The sequence below is a fragment of the Streptomyces tibetensis genome (assembly GCF_007655005.1).
Taxonomy (GTDB): Bacteria; Actinomycetota; Actinomycetes; order Streptomycetales; family Streptomycetaceae; genus Streptomyces; species Streptomyces tibetensis.
The window spans coordinates 193,502-210,988 of the sequence record NZ_SZVW01000009.1 but is presented as its reverse complement, the minus strand read 5'-3'; the positions used below and the strand labels follow the sequence as shown (position 1 = coordinate 210,988).

The window sequence follows — 17,487 nt, the reverse complement described above, 5'->3', positions numbered from 1 at the left end:
GAGACGAACACGACCGACGAGGACCGACAAGGCGGTGACATGACCTCAGCGGCATCACCACATCTCACGGGAGGGCTGGACACCCTGGTCATCCGTGGCCGCGTCGACGCGGACCGAGCCGAGCTCACCCCGCGGGGTGAGCTCGTCCACGGCTGCGCGGACATCCTGGCGCGAACCCTGGCCGACCTGCCGGCCACCATCACGCGGGTGGACCTGGACATGGAGGGCGTGCACTTCATGGACACGGCTGGTCTGCAGTTCCTGGACATGCTGGCCGACCACGGCCGGCAGCGGGCGCTGACGGTGACGGCGACGAACTGGAACGGCCAGCCGCGCCGGATCCTGGAGCTGGCGGGCCTGGACACGACCGACCCGCTGACCGGCCTGGACACCACCGGCTCGGCGCCCGCCGCACCACCGGCCGTCCGCACCGTCTCCGCGGTCGCCCTGGAACGCGCGGAGTGCCTGCACGTCCTCCAGGAGGAGGTCGAGCAGCTGCGCCAGGCGATCGCCTCCCGCCCCGTCATCGACCAGGCGCGGGGCATCCTCATGGCCACGCACGGCTGCGCTTCCGACGAGGCGTGGCACATCCTGCGGGAGACGTCCCAGCTGTCGAACACGAAGCTGCGGGACGTCGCGGCGGCGGTGACGGCGAGCGCGGAGGCGGACGGCCCGGCCCCGCCGGCCGAGCTGCGCACGGCGCTGCAGCGGGCCGTGGCGAGGCGCCGCCGGGGCTGAGTGGCCGGGTCCGGGGGACCCGTGTTCCCCGGCCCACCGGGGTACCCGGCAGCCGACTGCTGCGCGAGGGGTACACGAAGCGACCACACCCCGTCCCAGGCCGAGGGCGGCCGCGGCGACGAGAACGCCCCGGGCGAGGGCGAAACACGCGAGGACAGCACGGCGTGAGGAGTCCTCGTAACCGAGAAGTCTTCACGACGGAGACTTCGCAAAACGGTGGCGGCGACATACCGACGGCCCGGCGGGGAACCCGTACCTCCCCTACCAGTCAAAGGAGTTACTCGTGATCGTCGCCGTCGTCATCGCCGGGTGTGTGCTGCTCGCCGTGCTCGCCTTCCTCGTCCCCCGCCTCTCGCGCCACCCCGAGCGCGGCACCCAGCGCTCGCTCGGCGCGGGCGCCCGGGCCGGCGGCAAGGCACCCGGGGTCCTGGGCCGGCTCTTCGCCAAGCCCTTCCACACGAGTTCCCGCGCGGTGAGCCGCAGCGGCTCGGCCGGGCGCCGCACCCGCGGCCGCATGCCCTTCTGACCCGCCGCGCGGCCGCGCCGCCCGGCATGCTGGTCCGGTACGCAGGGCAGGCAGAAGGAGACCTTTCTCGATGGGCACCGCAGTGCACGTCCCGCAGACGCGGGACATGATCGGGGAGGAACTCTCCGGGGACGAGGCGTTCACCGCCCTGCGGCGCTACGGAGGCCGCCGGCTGCTCGTCGACGCGTTCACCCGCTTCCGCTACGCGGACGGCTTCAGCAACTCCCGTTCCCTCGCCTTCCAGGTGGTCCTGGGCATGGTGCCGTTCACCATCGCCCTGGTCGGCGTGGCGACCACCGTGCACACGGAGAGCGTGGGGCGGATCATCGAACTCACCCTCGGCCGGATCGTGCCCGGCGCCAGCACGAAGCTGGTCGAGGACGCCCTGCACGGCACCGAGCGCAGTGCCGGTTCCGGCGTCTGGGGCGCCGTCGCCATGTGGCTGGGCCTGGTCTTCGCCGTGCTTAACCTGGCGTCGGCGATGGCCCAGGTCGAACGCGGCGCCAACCGCATCTACGGCATCGAGCGCGACCGGCCCTTCATGGCCAAGTACGGCCGGTCCCTGCTCCTGGCCCTCGCCGCGGGCATGCCGATGGTGCTGGGGTTCCTCGTGCTCGTGGCCGGGGACGCCGTCGGCGGTGCGGTGGTGCAGGCCTTCGGCTGGTCCTCCGCCTGGCTCGACTGGTGGGGCGCTCTCGACCTCCCCCTGGGTGTGCTACTTGCGTGGGTCGCCTCCTCGGTGATCTTCCGCTGGGCGCCCCGCCGGGACCAACCGGGCTACACCTGGCTCGCGTTCGGCTCCGCGGTCCATCTGGTGCTGTGGATCACGGCCACCTGGCTGCTGGCGCTCTACGTCGCGCAGAGCGGCTCCTTCGGTGCCGTCTACGGGCCGCTGACGGCCTTCGTCGCCCTGCTGCTGTGGGCCAACCTGACCGGTGTGGTGCTGTTCCTCGGCATCGCGTTCGCCGCCCAGCTGGAAGCGGCCCGGGCCGGCATCACCGAGGCCGTGCGGCCCGATCCGGGACCGGGGCCGTGAGGCACGTCCTGACGCGCACCCGGCCCCTGTGATCCACCCGCTGAACCAGGACGTATCGTCCTGGGTGTGAGCGATGTGCCCCCCGCGACCACAGCACCGGCGGACCGAGAAGCGACCTCCGAGACCCCGGAGCGAGCCGAGCGCCCGGCGACCGGCGACGACCCGGCCCTGCGGGCGGCCTACCGGCTGTGCCGCCACCGTACGAAGGAACAGGACCCGGCGGAGTACGCGCTGATCCAGCTGGTGCCCGCGGCCCTGCGCCCGGCCCTGCACGCCCTGTGGGCGGCCGCCAACGCCCTCGACGACCTCGGCGACGACCGCACCGCGCCCGCTGCCGAGCGGGCCGCCCGGGTCGAGGCCTGGATCACCGCCCTGCACCGCGAACTGCCCACCGGCTCCAGCCCGGACCCGGTCCGGCACGCCCTGGTGGACACCGCGAACCGCTGGCGCCTGGATGTGTCCGAGCTGCGGGACGCCATGGCCCAGGTCCGGGACGACACCCGCGGCAGGCACTTCGCCGACTGGGCGCAGTGGCGGGCATGGGGCCGGGACAACCTGCTGCCCTGGTTCGGCCTGGTCCGCACGGTCTTCGACCGGGCCGGCGTCCCCGTGGCGCTGCGTCTGGACACCCGGGAGGCCTACGAGGAGTTCCTCGACGGCGTCCGGCTCACCGACATCCTCACCGACCTGTCCGCCGACCTGGCCCAGGGCGACCTGCTCCTGCCCGCCGAGGTCCTCGACCTGCACCCCGGGTCCGCGGCCGACCTGGCCCAGCGCCGCTGGAGCCCCGCCGTCGGCGCCCTGGTCACGCACCTCACCGGCCTGGCCCGCCAGTGGGTGAGCCAGGGGGCCCTCACCCGGGGCATGCACCCCGGCCCCGCCACGGTCCTGCACACGATGGCCGCCCTGCTGTGCGCCCAGCTCGACGCCGTCGACGCGGCCGGCCCGGACCTGCTGCGCTCCCCGCCCCGGCCCGCACTGCGCACCCGCGCCCGCATCCTCGCCCCCGCCCGGGCCCGTGCGGCCCTGGCCTGGAGCCTGACCCCGCTCACGGTGCCGCCGCCACAACGCCCCGCCGCCCACAGGCCACCGGCGCCCGCCGGGCCGGCACCCACCGGCGCCTTCCGGCCGCCGCCGCCCCACCCCGGCGGCGAGCGGCCCCCCGAGATCCCGCCCGGCCTGCTGCCCGCCCACGTCGCCGTGATCATGGACGGCAACGGCCGGTGGGCCCAGCAGCGCGGCCTGCCCCGGCACGCGGGCCACCGCGCCGGTGCCTCGACCGTCCGCGAGGTGGTCCACGGCGCCCTGGAGATCGGCCTGCGCCACCTGACGCTCTACACGTTCTCCACCGAGAACTGGCACCGCGACCCGGAGGAGGTCGACGCGATCCTCGGCCTGCTGCGCGACGAACTGGCCGAGAACCCCTTCCGTGACCTCGACGTCCGGCTGCGCTGGCACGGCCGGGCCGGCCGCCTGCCCCCCGACCTGGTCGACCTGCTCCACCTGCGGGAGCGCACCACCCGGGCCCGCACCGGCCTGACGCTGACCATGTGCATCGACTACGGCGGCCGGGACGAGCTCACCCGCACGGCCGCCGCCCTGGCCCAGCACGCCCGGGCGGGCCGTCTGGAGCCCGGCCTGATCGCCGAGGACGACTTCGCCGGACATCTGCCGCACCCGGACATGCCCGACGTGGACCTGCTCTGGCGCACCGGAGGCGAACAGCGCGTCTCCAACTTCCTGCCCTGGCACACGGCCTACGCCGAGCTGCACTTCACCCCCGGCCTGTGGCCCGACGCCGACCGCGGCGACCTCTGGCAGGCGATCAGCGCCTACACCCGGCGCCAGCGCCACCACGGCGCGGCTCCGGCCCCGACGGGCGAGCTCGCCCCTGCCGACGGGCCGTCGGCGGCCCGCGCGTGACGACCCCTGCCGCGGGTTCGGGCGGGTGAACGGGGAGGGGCCGCCCGGGAGCGGCCCCTCGTCGACGTGTGCCCGTCCCGTCAGGGTGCGCTCGTCACCGCAGATGCTCGGCGAAGAAGTCGGCCGCCGCGTCGGCCACCCGGTCGAAGGCCGGACCTGCCTTGTACACGTCGAAGTGGCCGGCGGGCACGGTCAGCAGCCGCTTCGGCTCCCGGGCCCGCGCGTAGGCGCCGAGTTGCAGGTTGGGCGGGCACGCCACGTCGAGCTCACCCACGATCATCAGCATGGGCGTGGGGCTGACCCGTTCGATGAGCAGACCCGGCTCGTAGCCGGACACCAGCTCCATCGACCGCAGCGTCACTTCGTTGCGGTGCGTGGGAAGGTGGGCCTCCGCCTGGATGAACTCCCAGGAGTCGGGCGTGAGGTGTCATGTCCCTCAGGCTGGAGGCCGGGCCGATCATGGCGTATCCGGCGGAAGGCTGCGGTGTCCCTGCCGACCGGTGGGTGCTACCCCGCCGTGTGGCTGGAGCTGCCGCTCTTCGGGTCACGGGGACGGTGCATGGTCTTAGGGTCGAGGCGGCATGGGCCGGTCGGCATGGACGAAGGTGAGGCGGGGCGCGCGTGATCCGGGTAGTGGTGGTGGACGACGAGGCACTGGTCCGCTCGGGCTTCGAACTCATTCTGGGCGCGTCCGAGGACATCGAGGTCGTCGCGACCGCGAGCGGGGGCGAGGCCGTCGCGACCGTCCGCAGGGAGCGGCCGGACGTGGTTCTGCTGGACATCCGGATGCCGGACGTCGACGGGCTCACCGTGCTGCGCGAACTGCGGGCGAGGCCGGACGCTCCGGTGGTGGCGATGCTGACGACGTTCGACGCCGACGAGTACATCCTGACCGCGCTGAACTCGGGCGCGGCCGGTTTCCTGCTCAAGGACACCGAACCGGAGCAGCTCGCCCACCTGGTGCGCACCCTGGCCGCCGGCGGTGTGGTGCTCTCCCCCAAGGCGTCGCGGACCCTGCTGCACAGCCACCCCGGCAGCGGGACGGCCGTCGACGAGGATGCGGCACGGGTCCGGCTGCTGACCGCCCGCGAGCGCGATGTCCTCGTCCTGGTGGCGGAGGGGCTGTCGAACGCCGACATCGGGGCGCGCATCCACCTGGGCGCCGGCACAGTCAAGGACCACGTCAGCGCGATCCTCACGAAGCTTCGTGTGACGAGCCGGGTGCAGGCCGCCCTGCTGGCGCAGCGGGCGGGTCTGCTCGACGGGCACCCGCGGTCGGAGGCCGGTCGATGAGCCGCGCACGTGCCGTAGGGCAGCGGGTTCCCGCGCCGGTCATCGACATCGTCCTGGTGTCGGTGGCGGCCGTGGACGTGTGGCTGAACATGTGGGAGCACACACGCCTCGGTCTCGCGCTTGACGGCGACGACGCGTCGGAGTGACCGTCACCAACTCGCCACCGACCCGCCCCTCCCTGTCCCTGCCCGGTTCGCAGCTGGGCCTGGTCGGTCTGCGGGAACGGGCCGAGGTCCTGCCACGGCACCCTGGAGGCGGGCCCGACCGAGGAGGGCGGCTACCGGGCGCGGCTGCGGATTCCCCTCAGCGCGGAGAGGTACAGCAGGAAAGGCGATGAGGGTGGACACCGGGATCGCCCCGGACGCCACCCGCGCCCCGCCGACGGCGAGCACGGCGAGAAAGGCCAGCTGTACGGCGAGTTCGTCCGCCGAGCCTGCCACGGCCTCCCACTTCGCGCTCTTCACCCCGTGCCGCCACGCCCGCTGTGTTGCCGCCTCCACCCGGGCGGTCTCCCGCTCCTCCGCACCGGACGCCTTCACGGGACGGAATGCCCCGAAGACCCGCTCCAGCGCGACGGAGATCTCCCCGACCGCCTCCTGTGAGCGCTCGGTGGCGCGGGCGATCCTCGGCATCACCAGCACGACGGCCCCGCCGACCACCACGACCACGCCGAGCGTCACGCCCAGCAGCACGGCGTCCAGGAACGCCATCATCGCGATCGCCGCCACGAAGGCCACCGCGCCCGTGGCCGCCGACACGACCGCCTGGGTGCTGACCGCCCGCAGCAGCGTGGTGTCCGAGGTGACCCGGGACATCAGATCACCCGGCGGGATCCGCTCGAACTGCGCGATCCCCAGCCGCAGCAACCGCCCCACAAGGGTGCGCCGCGCGGCCAGGACCACCGACTCCGCCGTCCGCTCCAGCACATACGCGCCGAACGCCTCGACTGCCGTGCCCAGCACCACCAGGACGGTGAGCGCGATCAGGATCCCGGCGATGGTCTCACCGGAGGCGAGCCGGTCCACGAGTGCCTTGGTGGCCAGCGGCTGCAGCAGCCCCCGGCGGCCCCGCCCAGGGCGCACAGCAGGCCGAGGGCGACGGCCCACCGGTGCGGCCGAACGTACCCGCCCAGTGCCTTGAGCGTCTCCCGGGCGGACAGGGAAGTCTCATCCGTCGTCGGGGCGGATGCGGTGTTCACGAAGTTCCTTTCTTCTGCGGTGTGCCGGGCACGGCATCAGCGGTCCGGCGCACGAGGGCGTGCGCATGTGTCGGCTCAGTGGACGAATGCGGACGCCCTCGAGGCGAGGGCGCGCACCAACCCTTCGGAGACCTCGGGACGCACGACGAACAGGACGAAGGCGGCCGCCGCCGACGTCAGACCGAGGAACTCCAGGAACTCGCCCCTGCCAGGGACGGAGTCACGGCCCGTCGCGGCCGATGTTCCAAGGAGGTCCTCACGTTCGGTGTGTCGCGCACGGTATGTCATGCCTCCAGCCTGGAAGCGCGTCAGCCCCACGCCCATCCGGCAACTGTCGGGTCCACCCCCGCCGAGTGGCTGAAGAAGACAGCCGTCCGGTCGCACCGGACCGGCCGGGGACCAGACTCCGCCGGTCGGCAGGGCGGTACCCGCCGACCGGCGGGGGCGGTACCGAAGGCTGCCGGATGGTCCGCCCGACGACGTCCGCGCGAGGTTCTCCGTATGACACAGACACAGCCGCCGCAGGCAGCTCCGCAGGAGAACTCGCCTCCCCCACCCCGAACCTCCCCCGAGTCCGCCGCGCCGGCCTCACCCGGTCCCTCCATGGGACGCCTCGTCGGGGTGGATCTGGCCCGCGCGCTGGCGGTGTTCGGCATGTACGTCGTGCACATCGGCCCCCCGCTGTCCGCCACGCACGGCGTCGGCAGCTGGATCCGGTACCTGGCGGACGGTCACTCATCGGTCCTGTTCGCCACCCTCGCCGGGTTCTCACTGATGCTGATCGCCGGCCGCCGGGAGCCGAAGACCGGCCTGGCCGGCCGGCAGGCGAAGGCCCGGATCGCGATCCGCGCCGTCATCCTGCTGGCGCTGGGAACCGTGATGGCCATGGAGTACGGGGGAGTGATCATCCTCGGCTTCTACGGGGTCTACTTCCTGCTGGCCCTGCCCCTGGTGCGACTGAGCGCCAAGACGCTCGCGATCATCGCGGCCGCGTTCGCCCTCGTCGCACCGCAACTGGCGTTCGTCCTGACCTCGCTGCTGACTCCGTCGGTCCAGGAGAGCATCAACGCCTACGACCCGCTCCGCCGCCTCAGCGAGGTGGGAGTGCTCGATCTGCTGCTCACCGGCTTCTACCCGGCGCTCACCTGGATGTCGTTCGTGATCGCAGGTATGGCGCTGGGCCGCCTCGACCTGTCCTCCGGCACTGTCCGGCGGCGCCTGGCCGCAGTCGGTGCCTCCCTCACCGTGGCCGCGTACGGCATGTCCTTGCTGCTCGCCGGCAAGAACGCGCTGAGGAGCACGGCGGAAGACGGGTCGTCGTCCGGCGGCTCCGGTTCGATGCCCCCCGGCAGCGGGTCGATGCCCCTCGACGGCGGGTCGTTCCCCCATATGCCGGCGTCGTCGCTTCTTTCGGCCGGGCCGCACAGCGGCACCACGTTCGACATCATCGGCAGCGTGGGCATCGCGATCCTCGTGATCGTGGGCGCGATGGTGGCGGTGGACCGCCTGCCGCGACTGCGGCGCCTGGCGAAGCCGGTCATCGCCGTGGGCACCATGTCCCTGACCGCCTACGTCGGCCACTTCCTCGCTCAGTCCGCGCTGTCCGTGCCCGCCGGGACCAGCACCCAGCAATCATGGGTGCCGCTGCTCATGTTCGTCCTCGGGGCGACCGTGTTCGCCGCGATCTGGTCCCGCTTCTTCCGCCGCGGCCCCTTGGAGTACCTGCTCAACGCCGCCACCAAGCCGGCGAAGCACATCCGATGACACCCTGCGGGGGTGGGACCACACGTCCCACCCCGGCCTGCACATCTCACGGCGCCGCAAGTCAAAACGGTTCTGCCCGCGTAGCGAGTGGTGGGGCGGGTGGGACTCGAACCCACGGCCGACGGATTATGAGTCCATTGGGGATCTTGGCGGTCCTTGCCGATCAGTGTCGATTCACGCCGTTCTTGCAGGTCAGACGTGCCGATCCGTGTCAGCCCTGTGCAGCGCTTGTCGGTCTGCTCCTGTCCTTGCGGCCCCTCAATGGCCCCTGGGGTCGATGAGTTGGACGCTCACCACAGCAGCAGCCGCGTCCGCCCAGTTCAGCGAAGAAGATGGAACCTTCGCACAGCGGAGTCCCCTACCGACGCGATGATGCTCCACCCCTTCTCCCGGGGTGGAGCATCATCCCTGGCGTCAAGACCCGAGCTTGTCCACCGGACCGCTCATCGACCTGGGTCGCAGCGCGTCGACTGGTCAGCCAAGGACATAGGACTCATCACCGAAGTCAGCGACGATCTTCAGTTTGCCGCCGAGCGCCTTGACGTAGGCGGCGAGGGTGTCGACCTCGCTGCGTTCCAGTTGCCCTTTCTCGATGCGCGAGACGCGGGCCTGGGTGACACCCATGGCTTCGGCGACCTGGACCTGTGTGGTGTGCTGCCGCTTCCGCAACTCGGCAAGACGGTGCACACGGGAGGCCAGGACCATCGCCTGCGCCCCCTTCTGAATCTGGTCCTTTTCGGCATCGGTGAAGGCGAAATCCTCGGCCAGGTCTCCCCAGGAGACGGCCTGCGGGTCCTTGAGGTGATCAGTCATCGCGCCCCGTCCTCTCCATCGATTCGCTTCAGATGCTCCGCGTACGCCTGCTCCGCCTGGGGCACCGCGACGCGGTACCAGCCGGACCAATTGCCTGCCTTGTCACCGCCGACCAGGATCACGGCCTGGCGGTCCGGGTCGAACACGAACAACAACCGCACTTCCGTCGCCCCGGCCGAGCCCGGGCGAAGCTCCTTCAGGTTCGAAAGCACCGAGCCCTTGACCGTGTCCACCAGAGGCCGCCCCAACGCGGGACCTTCCTCCTGAAGGGCAGTGACAGCCTGGCTGACCTGAATCAAGGTGTCACGGTCAGTACGGCGCAGGCCGTGAAGCCATGAGAGAGCCGGCTCGACCACGACGACCTTCCAAGCCATGCACACGTCCCCCATCTGCAATTTATTACACTTACAGCATACACCACTGACATCATAATTGGAGAGGGCTGCCGTTCTCGCAGTGCGGACGTACCGCCGCTGTTCCTGCGCGATGCCAGCGACCGCATCCTGCCGCTCGACGTCAAGGGGCGACTGTTCTACGCGCCGCTGCCGTTTGCCGAGTACGTGGCGATCGAGGTCGCACGGGCTGCCGTGAACTTACACGGAGCGGCCAACGGCGCGCTGCCGCCCTTCCTGGCCGAGGAGCCGTTCAGGCGCTCGGCCACATGCTCCGCGAGAAGGGCGACCCGAGTTCTGTCAGCTACCGAAGGGCGAAACCTGGTGGCCTGTGAGGTCGCCGCGCGAGCACAGGAAGCGGACGGGTGGCGGTACTGACCCTGGACGACTGCTCATCGGCAGGGCACTCCGCAACCAGGTCGGGCCGTACGGGGGCGCCAGGCCTCCCGCCCGGAACAGGCGAACACCAAGCTGTTGGCGCGGCCGGAGGAGAGGGACGCGGGGCTGGAGGCTGCCCGGGCGGCCAACCGCGAGCCGACCCGGGCCCGAACCAGAAGGAAGCCGCGCACCGCTAGGGGCTGGCCGGCCCGGTCGTCCAGCTTCCAGTCGACGTAGCCCTTGGCTGCGGAAGGCGCGCTCCGACGGAGCGCCTCCCGCTTCGACCGCCACCCCGAGGAGACCGATGCAACCGCGGGGCGCGCTCCGACGGAGCGCCTCCCGCTTCGACCGCCACCCCGAGGAGACCGATGCAACCGCGGCCGATCTTGCACAGCCCGAGCGACAGTAAATACTTGGCTAGCCACATGTTTGCTGTTACGTTGATTATGTGTCCAGCCACCTAAATGGGTGGCGACACGAGAGGAGTCATCATGAAAGCCATCCTGTTCGACCGTTTCGGAGGCACGGAAGTGCTGCACGAGGCGGACATCGAGGTCCCGCAGCCCGGCCCCGGCCAGATCCGCGTCCGCGTCAAGGCGGCCGGGCTGAACGCGCTGGACGGCAAGATCCGCTCCGGGGCCATGGAGGCCGCATTCCCCACGACCCTCCCCGCCGCCCCCGGTGGCGAGCTCGCCGGCGTGGTGGACGCCCTGGGTGAGGGCGTGCGGGACGTGCAGGTGGGTGACGAGGTGCTGGGCTGGTCGGACACCGGCTCGTACGCCGAGTACGCGCTGGCCACCACCGTGGCCCCCAAGCCCGCCGGCCTCGACTGGCAGCACGCGGCCGCGCTGCCGGTGGCGGGCGCGACGGCCGAGCGGGTCCTGGACCTGCTCGGCGTCGTCGCCGGGGAGACCGTACTGATGCACGGCGCGGCCGGAGCGGTCGGCACCCTGGCGGTCCAGCTCGCCACAGCCCGCGGAGCGCGTGTCATCGGCACCGCCGGCGCCTCGAACCAGGACTACCTCACCTCACTCGGCGCCACCGCCACCCTCTACGGCGAGGGCCTGGTCGAGCGGGTCCGGGCGCTCGCCCCCGATGGCGTGGACGCGGTGTTCGACCTGGCCGGGAAGGGCGCCCTGGAGGACTCCATCACCCTGCGCGGCGGCACCGAGCGCATCGTCACCATCTCCGACTTCCGCGCACACCAGCTCGGCATCACCTTCTCCAGCAGTCCCCGGGAACGCTCCGCCGCCGGTCTGGCCGCGCTGGCGCAGGACGCCGCGACCGGCAAGGTCGTCACCACCGTCACCGCCTACCCGCTCGCCCAGGCCGCCACGGCCCAGCAGGTCAGCGACGCCGGGCACGTCCGGGGCAAGCTCGTCCTCACCGTCGACTGATCACGCCCGCCTTTCCCCCTCTTTCGATCATCACCTGGTCATCACCGCACCGAAGGAACCCTCATGCTGAACGCCCTGTGGACACCGACCACCGTCGGGGACATCTCCCTCCCGCACCGCCTGGTCATGGCCCCCATGACCCGCGACCGCTCCACGCCCGAAGGCGTACCGACCGAGCTGAACGCCGAGTACTACGCCCAGCGGGCCTCGCACGCGCTCATCATCACCGAGGGCACCCAGCCCTCCGCCGACGGTCAGGGCTACCTCCTCACCCCCGGCATCCACAATGACGAGCAGATCGCCGGGTGGCGCAAGGTCACCGACGCCGTGCACGAGGCCGACGGCCGGATCGTCATCCAGCTGATGCACACCGGACGTATCGCCCACCCCGACAACACCCCGCACGGCCGTCAGCCCGTCGCCCCTTCGGCGATCCAGCCGCAGGGCGCGATGTTCACCATGTCCGGGCCCCAAAAGATGCCGACGCCCCGTCCTCTGTCGACGCAGGAGGTCGCGGAGACCGTCGACGACTTCCGCCGCGCCGCGGCGGCCTCCATCGCGGCAGGCGCCGACGGCGTGGAGATCCACGGCGCCAACGGCTACCTGGTGCACCAGTTTCTGTCCGACAACACCAACCAGCGCACCGACAGCTACGGCGGCTCCCTCGACAACCGCATCCGCTTCGCCGTCGAGGTCGCCGCCGCCGTGGCCGACGAGATCGGCGCCGACCGCACCGGCCTGCGCATCTCCCCCGGCAACCCCTACAACGACATCGCCGAGTCCGACACCGCCGAGCTGTATCCAACACTCCTGCGCGCCCTGAGCCCGCTCGGTCTCGCCTACCTCCACGTGATGCACGCGGGCGACGAGGAGCTGCTGGGCACCCTGCGCACGCTGTGGCCGACCACGCTGATCCTCAACCGGGCCGGCACCGACCTGCCCACCCGCGCCAAGGACGTCGACAACGGCACGGCCGACCTCGTCTCCGTCGGTGCCCTCGCGCTCGCCAACCCGGACCTCGTCGAGCGGCTACGCTCTGACGCGCCGCTGAACACCCCCGACCCGGCGACCTTCTACGGCGGCGGAGTGGCCGGCTACACCGACTACCCCACCCACACCGTCTGAGGAACCGCATGCCCGCCACACACCGCATCCCCTCCACGGCCAGCGAGGGACCGATGAGCTACGCGATCTTCCAGCTCGCCCGCGCCCACCGCGCCCGCGCCGCCGCCATGCTCCGCGAGATGGACCTGCACCCCGGACAGGAGCTGCTGCTCATGCAACTCCTCGACCGGGACGGCCAGACCCAGTCCGAACTGCTCGAGAGCGTCGGCCTGGACCACTCCACCGTCTCCAAGTCCCTGCGCCGCATGCAGGACGCCGGTCTGCTCGTGCGCGAGCCGGCCGCACACGACCGGCGTGTCATGGTCGTCCACCTCACCGACAAGGGCCGGGCGATGCGCGAGCCTCTGACGGCCATGTGGCGGGCCCTGGAGGAGACCTCCGCGCTGAACCTGTCGGCGCAGGAGGCGGAGTCCTTCGTCCACACGGCCTACGTCATCGCCGACGCGATCAACGACCGCGCTGTTCCGCAGGAAGAATCCGAGTAACTCCCCTCGGCCTGCACCCCGGTTCCGGCCTGGAGTGCGGACCCTCCCGCTCATCAGGACGGAACCCGTTCGGTGGCCGGGCAACACCCCGCGGGGCCGGCGAGCCCTACCTCGTCGCCGGTCGGCCGCACATCGAGGACGGCCGCCTCACCCGCGTCCCAGGGCACCTTCGCCCTCCACAAGCTCCTGCAGGCCGACGGCGCCCATGCCCGCGGCCGCCACTGCCCTGCCCGCCCAATCCCCCCACCACTCACCTGATGGAAAGTGGGACCCCCCGTGGCCACCACCCTCCCCGTCCTCGTCGTCGGCGCGACCGGCTCCCTCGGGGGCAAGGTCGTCGACGAACTGCTGGGGCGCGGCAAGAACGTCCGCGCCCTGGTCCGGCCGACCACCGACGCGAGCAAGCTGGAAAGCAAGGGTGTCGAGATCGCCCGCGGCGACATGCTCGACCTCGACTCGCTCGTCGCCGCCATGAACGGCGCCGATGCCGTGATCACCACAGCCGCCGGCTACACCCGCGGCGGCAAGAACGCGCACGACATCGACACCGTCGGCAACGCCAACCTCGCTGAGGCCGCCCACCGCGCCGGCATCCGGCGGTTCGTCCTGACCAGCATCCTCACCAGCGACCAGACGCCCCAGGTCCCGCACTTCTGGCACAAGAAGATCGCCGAGGACAAGCTCGAACAGCTCGGCGTCCCCTTCGTCGCACTGCGCCCGGGGGCCTTCCTCGACCAGATCGCGACCATGGCGGGCAACCCGATCGACAAGGGCCGCCTGACGTGGATCGGCAAGACCACCGTCCCGCTGACCTTCGTCCACACCTCCGACCTCGCGGCGTACCTGTCGGCCGCCGTCGACGCCGACGCGGACAACGGTGAGCGCATCGACATCGGCTGGGACCGTCCGGTCAGCATGCGCGAGATGGCCGACCTGATGGGCAACCGGGCCGGAAAGGAGATCAAGGTACGGGCCGTCCCCTCCGTCATCGCCCGCGCCGCAGGAGCCATCACCGGTCGCTTCATGCCCCTGGTCAAGGACATGGCCGCGATGTTCAGCTGGTTCGACAGCGGCCGCTACGTCGCCGACCCCCGCCGCCAGGAGCAGCTGTTCGGCCCCGCCCCCACCGCCGAGGAAACCATCAGCCGGTACACCGACGAGCTGGTCACGGCGCAGCACCGGTGACCAGCCCGCATGCCGGTCCGGCCGCCCGGGCGGGGCCCAACCGGTGAGTGGGAGGACCGCTCTGACAGATCGCCGTACATTCCTGCCGCACCCGGAATGGGACCTGCCGGGCCGACTCCAGCCGGCCTTCACCTGAACTGGCAGAACCACGGAACCTGCTGCGGTGGCAGCGGTTCCTGACAGCCAGGAGTTCTCCAGGAGAGCGACTGTGGCGCGAGGCCAGCCGAGAGGGTCGAGCAACCCATCGGGGCCGTTTCCCCTTCGGGCCGTTTCCTTTCCTCTCGGCCATCGCCGGGACACTTCCTCAGCAGCGACAGGTTCTCCACAGCACAGACGGCAGCCGACGTCGCCCTACCGCGTCCGCGCACCCGCCGCGCCGGTATCAGCACTGCCTTCGCCGTCGGCCCGGTACTCGACTGTCCGCCCTGTGGGTGGCTGCCCCAGCCACGCAACCATCAAATGGGACACGAATCGACCCCGAAACACCGTCGGCCTGGACACGTCTGCACCGTCCCGGCCCCTGTACGGCCCCTGAGTCTCGGCATCGGCCCTCAGAGCAGTCACCCCGACCGCGAGCGGCACCCTCGATCATTAACTCAGCCGCAGGTCAGACGGGTTGGATCTCCCCCGAACGCCGCCAGGCTCCAAACTCACAAGCAGCGCATTCAGTCCGTTCAGGCAAAGTTGACGCCCCTACAGGACAAAATGAACGTTTCCGCAGGTCAGGGCCCTGCACAGGTGGGGCGGGTGGGACTCGAACCCACGGCCGACGGATTATGAGTCCGCTGCTCTAACCGGCTGAGCTACCGCCCCATAGCGGCGTGTCGCGTACATGTGTGCGCGCCGTCTGCCGCAGCATAGCCGCTCATACGATCTCCTGCTTCGGCTGGGCGGCTTCGCACGGCCTACGTGACCTTGAGGACTGCGCCGGGTGCCGCGCGGTTCCCGGGACAGGGAGACGGACATGAAAAAGGACCCCTGCGAGGGGTCCCTTTCCGACCTGCTCCCCCGACTGGACTCGAACCAGTAACCTGCCGGTTAACAGCCGGCTGCTCTGCCAATTGAGCTACGGAGGACCGAGCTCCTCGGACTGGACTCGAACCAGTAACCTGCCGGTTAACAGCCGGCTGCTCTGCCAATTGAGCTACCGAGGAAGGTCTCGTTTGCATCGAACGCACCCACCTGGGTATCCGCCAGGGGGCGCGCGCTCGCTGCGACACATACATTAGCGCAAGCAGGGGGGTGCTTTGCCAATCGGTACTCCCCGGCGCCGTCGCCGCACCGGAGACCTACGCAAGGAAAGGGTGGCCGCCATGCGTTACCGGCTCACGTTCGTCGCCGGAGTCGTCCTGGGTTACGTGCTGGGCACGAGGGCCGGACGCGAGCGCTACGAGCAGTTGAAGAAATCAGCCCGGCAGTTCGCGCAGAACCCCGCCGTGCGCAACACCGCGGAGACGGCGGCCCACCAGGGCCGTGAGTTCGCGGGCAAGGCGTACCACGTGGTGAGCGACAAGGTCGGCGACCGGGTCCCCGACTCGGTGGCGGACCGCGTCCGTCATCTGCGCGACCGAGCCACCCACAACGGCGGCGAGGACGACTGGGGCACGAGTAATACCTGATCTCCTCGATGCCGGGATCGACGACGTCCTTCAAGGGGCGCGGGGAACTGCGCGACCAGCCACGACGAGGCCCGCACCCGAAACCCGGCGACACCCCCGCGGCGCCCACGGCTCCAGCCAGCGCAGCGGTACGGCAGAATTTTGGCCATGGGGATAGTCGCCGGGTTGGACAGTTCACCCGATTTCACTCGTATCGTCGTCTGTGACACGGACTCCGGAGCCGTGCTCAGGCAGGGATATGCGCCGCATCCGGTGGAGAGCCCCGAGGGCGGCGGCCGGCCGTCGGACGTCGACCCGCAGGCCTGGCTGCTCTCCCTGGGCGAGGCCGCGGGCGGCGGGCTGCTGGAGGGCGTGCAGGCGATCGGCGTCTCGGCGCAGCAGAACGCCGTCGTGCCGCTGGACGCGCAGGGCAACACCGTGCGGCCGGCGATGGTCGGCGGTGACAAGCGGACGCAGGTCGCCGCGGCCGATCTGATCGACGCGCTCGGCGGGCGCGAGGCGTGGGCGCAGGCGGTGGGCTGTGTGCCGCAGGCCGCCCAGCCGATCACGAAGCTGCGCTGGCTGACCCGCACCGAGCCGGAGAACGCGCAGCGCACCGCGATCCTCCTCCAGGCGCACGACTGGCTGGTGTGGCAGCTGCTGGGCCGGCCGGTCAGGAGAACCACCGACCGGGGCGGCGCGTCCGGCACCGGTTACTGGTCGGCGGCCACCGGTGGCTACCGGCCCGACCTCGTGGAGCTGGCGCTCGGCCACCAGGTGATGCTGCCGGAGGTGATCGGCCCGGCGGACGCGGCCGGTACGACGCCGGAGGGGCTGCTGATCTCCGTGGGGACCGGCGAGACCATGGCGGCGGCGTTCGGGCTGGGCATCGGCCTCGGCGACGCGGTGGTGTCGCTCGGCGCGTCCGGGTCGGTGATGGCCGTGCATCCCGAGGCGCTGGTCGACGGGTCCGGGATGATCACCGCGCTGGCGGACGCGACCGGCATGCACCTGCCCGTCGTGACCACGCTGAACGCCGTACGGACGCTGCGCGGGGCCGCCGAGCTGCTGGGACTGCCGGATCTCGAGAGCCTGTCCGACCTGGCGATGAAGTCGACGCCGGGGTCGCACGGGCTGGTGCTGCTGCCCTACCTGGAGGGCGAGCGGACGCCGAACCTGCCGCACACCGCCGGGACGCTCGCCGGGCTCAGGCGCGAGTCGATGAAGGCGGAGCACCTGGCGCGGGCCGCGTTCGAGGGGATGCTGTGCGGGCTCGCGGACGCGCTGGACGTGCTGCGCGGCCGGGGTGTGGAGGTGCGGCGGGTGTTCCTGCTCGGGCCGGCCGCCGAACTGCCCGCCGTGCAGGCCGCGGCGCCCATGCTGTTCGGGACCCAGGTCGTGGTGCCGCAGCCCGCGGACTACGCGGCGATCGGCGCAGCCCGCCAGGCGGCCTGGGCGCTGGGCACCTCGCAGGGCACGCTCGACGTGCGCAACCCGCCGGCCTGGCAGGGCGCGGTGGCGCAGGTGCTGGAGCCCGGGGACGAGCTGGCCGTGGGGCAGGCGGTGCGGCAGCAGTTCGTGGCGGTGCGGGAACAGACGCATCCCGGTGCCCTCTGAAGGCTTTGACCGCCCGTTG

General features: G+C 71.4%; 17 protein-coding genes, 3 tRNA genes and 2 pseudogenes. 14 read left to right on the top strand and 8 right to left on the bottom strand.

Annotated elements, in window-relative coordinates; genetic code table 11:
• The first annotated feature begins 39 nt into the window (after window positions 1-39).
• From FDO69_RS17385 to uppS, 4 genes are all read left to right on the top strand, one after another.
• Window positions 40-738: an ANTAR domain-containing response regulator gene (locus FDO69_RS17385; protein WP_104780835.1), complete on the top strand. Its 699-nt coding sequence runs from the start codon at window positions 40-42 to the stop codon at window positions 736-738.
• A 283-nt stretch (window positions 739-1,021) separates the two neighbouring features.
• Window positions 1,022-1,264 carry a DUF6411 family protein gene (locus FDO69_RS17380; RefSeq protein WP_053672211.1) on the top strand — a complete coding sequence of 81 codons (243 nt, stop codon included), beginning with the start codon at window positions 1,022-1,024 and terminating at the stop codon, window positions 1,262-1,264.
• 70 nt (window positions 1,265-1,334) lie between these two features.
• Window positions 1,335-2,300 (top strand): YihY/virulence factor BrkB family protein, encoded by a 966-nt coding sequence (locus FDO69_RS17375; RefSeq protein WP_104780732.1) that lies wholly within the window; start codon window positions 1,335-1,337, stop codon window positions 2,298-2,300.
• Window positions 2,301-2,366: 66 nt separating this feature from the next.
• Window positions 2,367-4,223 carry a polyprenyl diphosphate synthase gene (gene uppS, locus FDO69_RS17370; RefSeq protein ID WP_324826515.1) on the top strand — a complete coding sequence of 619 codons (1,857 nt, stop codon included), beginning with the start codon at window positions 2,367-2,369 and terminating at the stop codon, window positions 4,221-4,223.
• Window positions 4,224-4,317: 94 nt separating this feature from the next.
• On the opposite strand, the gene FDO69_RS17365 is transcribed toward uppS, so the two are convergent.
• Window positions 4,318-4,569 (bottom strand): alpha/beta hydrolase family protein, encoded by a 252-nt coding sequence (locus tag FDO69_RS17365; RefSeq protein WP_138430116.1) that lies wholly within the window; start codon window positions 4,567-4,569, stop codon window positions 4,318-4,320.
• 275 nt (window positions 4,570-4,844) lie between these two features.
• On the opposite strand from FDO69_RS17365, the gene FDO69_RS17360 reads away from it, so the two are divergent.
• The 3 genes and pseudogenes from FDO69_RS17360 to FDO69_RS41985 form a co-directional block, all read left to right on the top strand.
• Entirely contained in the window at window positions 4,845-5,516 is a 672-nt protein-coding gene (locus tag FDO69_RS17360) for a response regulator (protein ID WP_167526626.1), read from the top strand.
• On the top strand, window positions 5,513-5,662 hold the full coding sequence (locus tag FDO69_RS41215) for a hypothetical protein (protein ID WP_159030621.1): 150 nt from the start codon (window positions 5,513-5,515) through the stop codon (window positions 5,660-5,662). Before FDO69_RS17360 ends, FDO69_RS41215 begins: the two co-directional genes overlap by 4 nt.
• Window positions 5,653-5,830 (top strand): annotated as a pseudogene (locus FDO69_RS41985) (ATP-binding protein); the annotation flags it as partial. The gene FDO69_RS41215 and the pseudogene FDO69_RS41985, both read left to right, overlap by 10 nt.
• A gap of 12 nt (window positions 5,831-5,842) precedes the next feature.
• Here the strand turns inward: FDO69_RS41985 and FDO69_RS17350 are convergent.
• Together FDO69_RS17350 and FDO69_RS17345 are read right to left on the bottom strand one after the other, a co-directional pair.
• Window positions 5,843-6,714, bottom strand: a pseudogene (locus FDO69_RS17350) (ABC transporter transmembrane domain-containing protein); the annotation flags it as partial.
• 75 nt (window positions 6,715-6,789) lie between these two features.
• Window positions 6,790-7,002 (bottom strand): hypothetical protein, encoded by a 213-nt coding sequence (locus FDO69_RS17345; protein WP_138430113.1) that lies wholly within the window; start codon window positions 7,000-7,002, stop codon window positions 6,790-6,792.
• 315 nt (window positions 7,003-7,317) lie between these two features.
• On the opposite strand from FDO69_RS17345, the gene FDO69_RS17340 reads away from it, so the two are divergent.
• The gene (locus FDO69_RS17340) at window positions 7,318-8,478 is read left to right on the top strand and encodes a DUF418 domain-containing protein (RefSeq protein WP_104780728.1); all 1,161 of its coding nucleotides are present in this window, start codon (window positions 7,318-7,320) and stop codon (window positions 8,476-8,478) included.
• A gap of 474 nt (window positions 8,479-8,952) precedes the next feature.
• On the opposite strand, the gene FDO69_RS17335 is transcribed toward FDO69_RS17340, so the two are convergent.
• Complete coding sequence (locus FDO69_RS17335; protein ID WP_104780727.1) at window positions 8,953-9,291, bottom strand: helix-turn-helix domain-containing protein; 339 nt, start codon at window positions 9,289-9,291, stop codon at window positions 8,953-8,955.
• Window positions 9,288-9,665 carry a type II toxin-antitoxin system RelE/ParE family toxin gene (locus FDO69_RS17330; protein WP_104780833.1) on the bottom strand — a complete coding sequence of 126 codons (378 nt, stop codon included), beginning with the start codon at window positions 9,663-9,665 and terminating at the stop codon, window positions 9,288-9,290. The genes FDO69_RS17335 and FDO69_RS17330 overlap by 4 nt, the downstream gene beginning before the upstream one ends.
• A gap of 887 nt (window positions 9,666-10,552) precedes the next feature.
• Here FDO69_RS17330 and FDO69_RS17325 point away from each other — a divergent pair.
• The 4 genes from FDO69_RS17325 (at window position 10,553) to FDO69_RS17310 (ending at window position 14,253) form a co-directional block, all read left to right on the top strand.
• Complete coding sequence (locus FDO69_RS17325; RefSeq protein ID WP_104780726.1) at window positions 10,553-11,458, top strand: NADP-dependent oxidoreductase; 906 nt, start codon at window positions 10,553-10,555, stop codon at window positions 11,456-11,458.
• Between the two features lie 63 nt (window positions 11,459-11,521).
• Window positions 11,522-12,583, top strand: a complete 1,062-nt coding sequence (locus FDO69_RS17320; RefSeq protein ID WP_104780725.1) for an alkene reductase — start codon at window positions 11,522-11,524, stop codon at window positions 12,581-12,583.
• Between the two features lie 8 nt (window positions 12,584-12,591).
• Complete coding sequence (locus FDO69_RS17315) at window positions 12,592-13,068, top strand: MarR family winged helix-turn-helix transcriptional regulator (protein WP_104780724.1); 477 nt, start codon at window positions 12,592-12,594, stop codon at window positions 13,066-13,068.
• Window positions 13,069-13,344: 276 nt separating this feature from the next.
• Complete coding sequence (locus FDO69_RS17310) at window positions 13,345-14,253, top strand: SDR family oxidoreductase (RefSeq protein ID WP_104780723.1); 909 nt, start codon at window positions 13,345-13,347, stop codon at window positions 14,251-14,253.
• Between the two features lie 739 nt (window positions 14,254-14,992).
• Here the strand turns inward: FDO69_RS17310 and FDO69_RS17305 are convergent.
• The 3 genes from FDO69_RS17305 to FDO69_RS17295 all read right to left on the bottom strand — a co-directional run bounded on the left by FDO69_RS17305 (window position 14,993) and on the right by FDO69_RS17295 (window position 15,407).
• A tRNA-Ile gene (locus tag FDO69_RS17305) sits at window positions 14,993-15,066 on the bottom strand.
• A 190-nt stretch (window positions 15,067-15,256) separates the two neighbouring features.
• Window positions 15,257-15,329 (bottom strand) — tRNA-Asn (locus FDO69_RS17300).
• A gap of 5 nt (window positions 15,330-15,334) precedes the next feature.
• Window positions 15,335-15,407: transfer RNA gene (locus FDO69_RS17295), tRNA-Asn, on the bottom strand.
• A gap of 159 nt (window positions 15,408-15,566) precedes the next feature.
• On the opposite strand from FDO69_RS17295, the gene FDO69_RS17290 reads away from it, so the two are divergent.
• Together FDO69_RS17290 and FDO69_RS17285 are read left to right on the top strand one after the other, a co-directional pair.
• Window positions 15,567-15,872 (top strand): YtxH domain-containing protein, encoded by a 306-nt coding sequence (locus FDO69_RS17290; RefSeq protein ID WP_104780832.1) that lies wholly within the window; start codon window positions 15,567-15,569, stop codon window positions 15,870-15,872.
• Window positions 15,873-16,019: 147 nt separating this feature from the next.
• Window positions 16,020-17,468, top strand: a complete 1,449-nt coding sequence (locus FDO69_RS17285) for a xylulokinase (RefSeq protein WP_104780722.1) — start codon at window positions 16,020-16,022, stop codon at window positions 17,466-17,468.
• Window positions 17,469-17,487 lie beyond the last annotated feature (19 nt).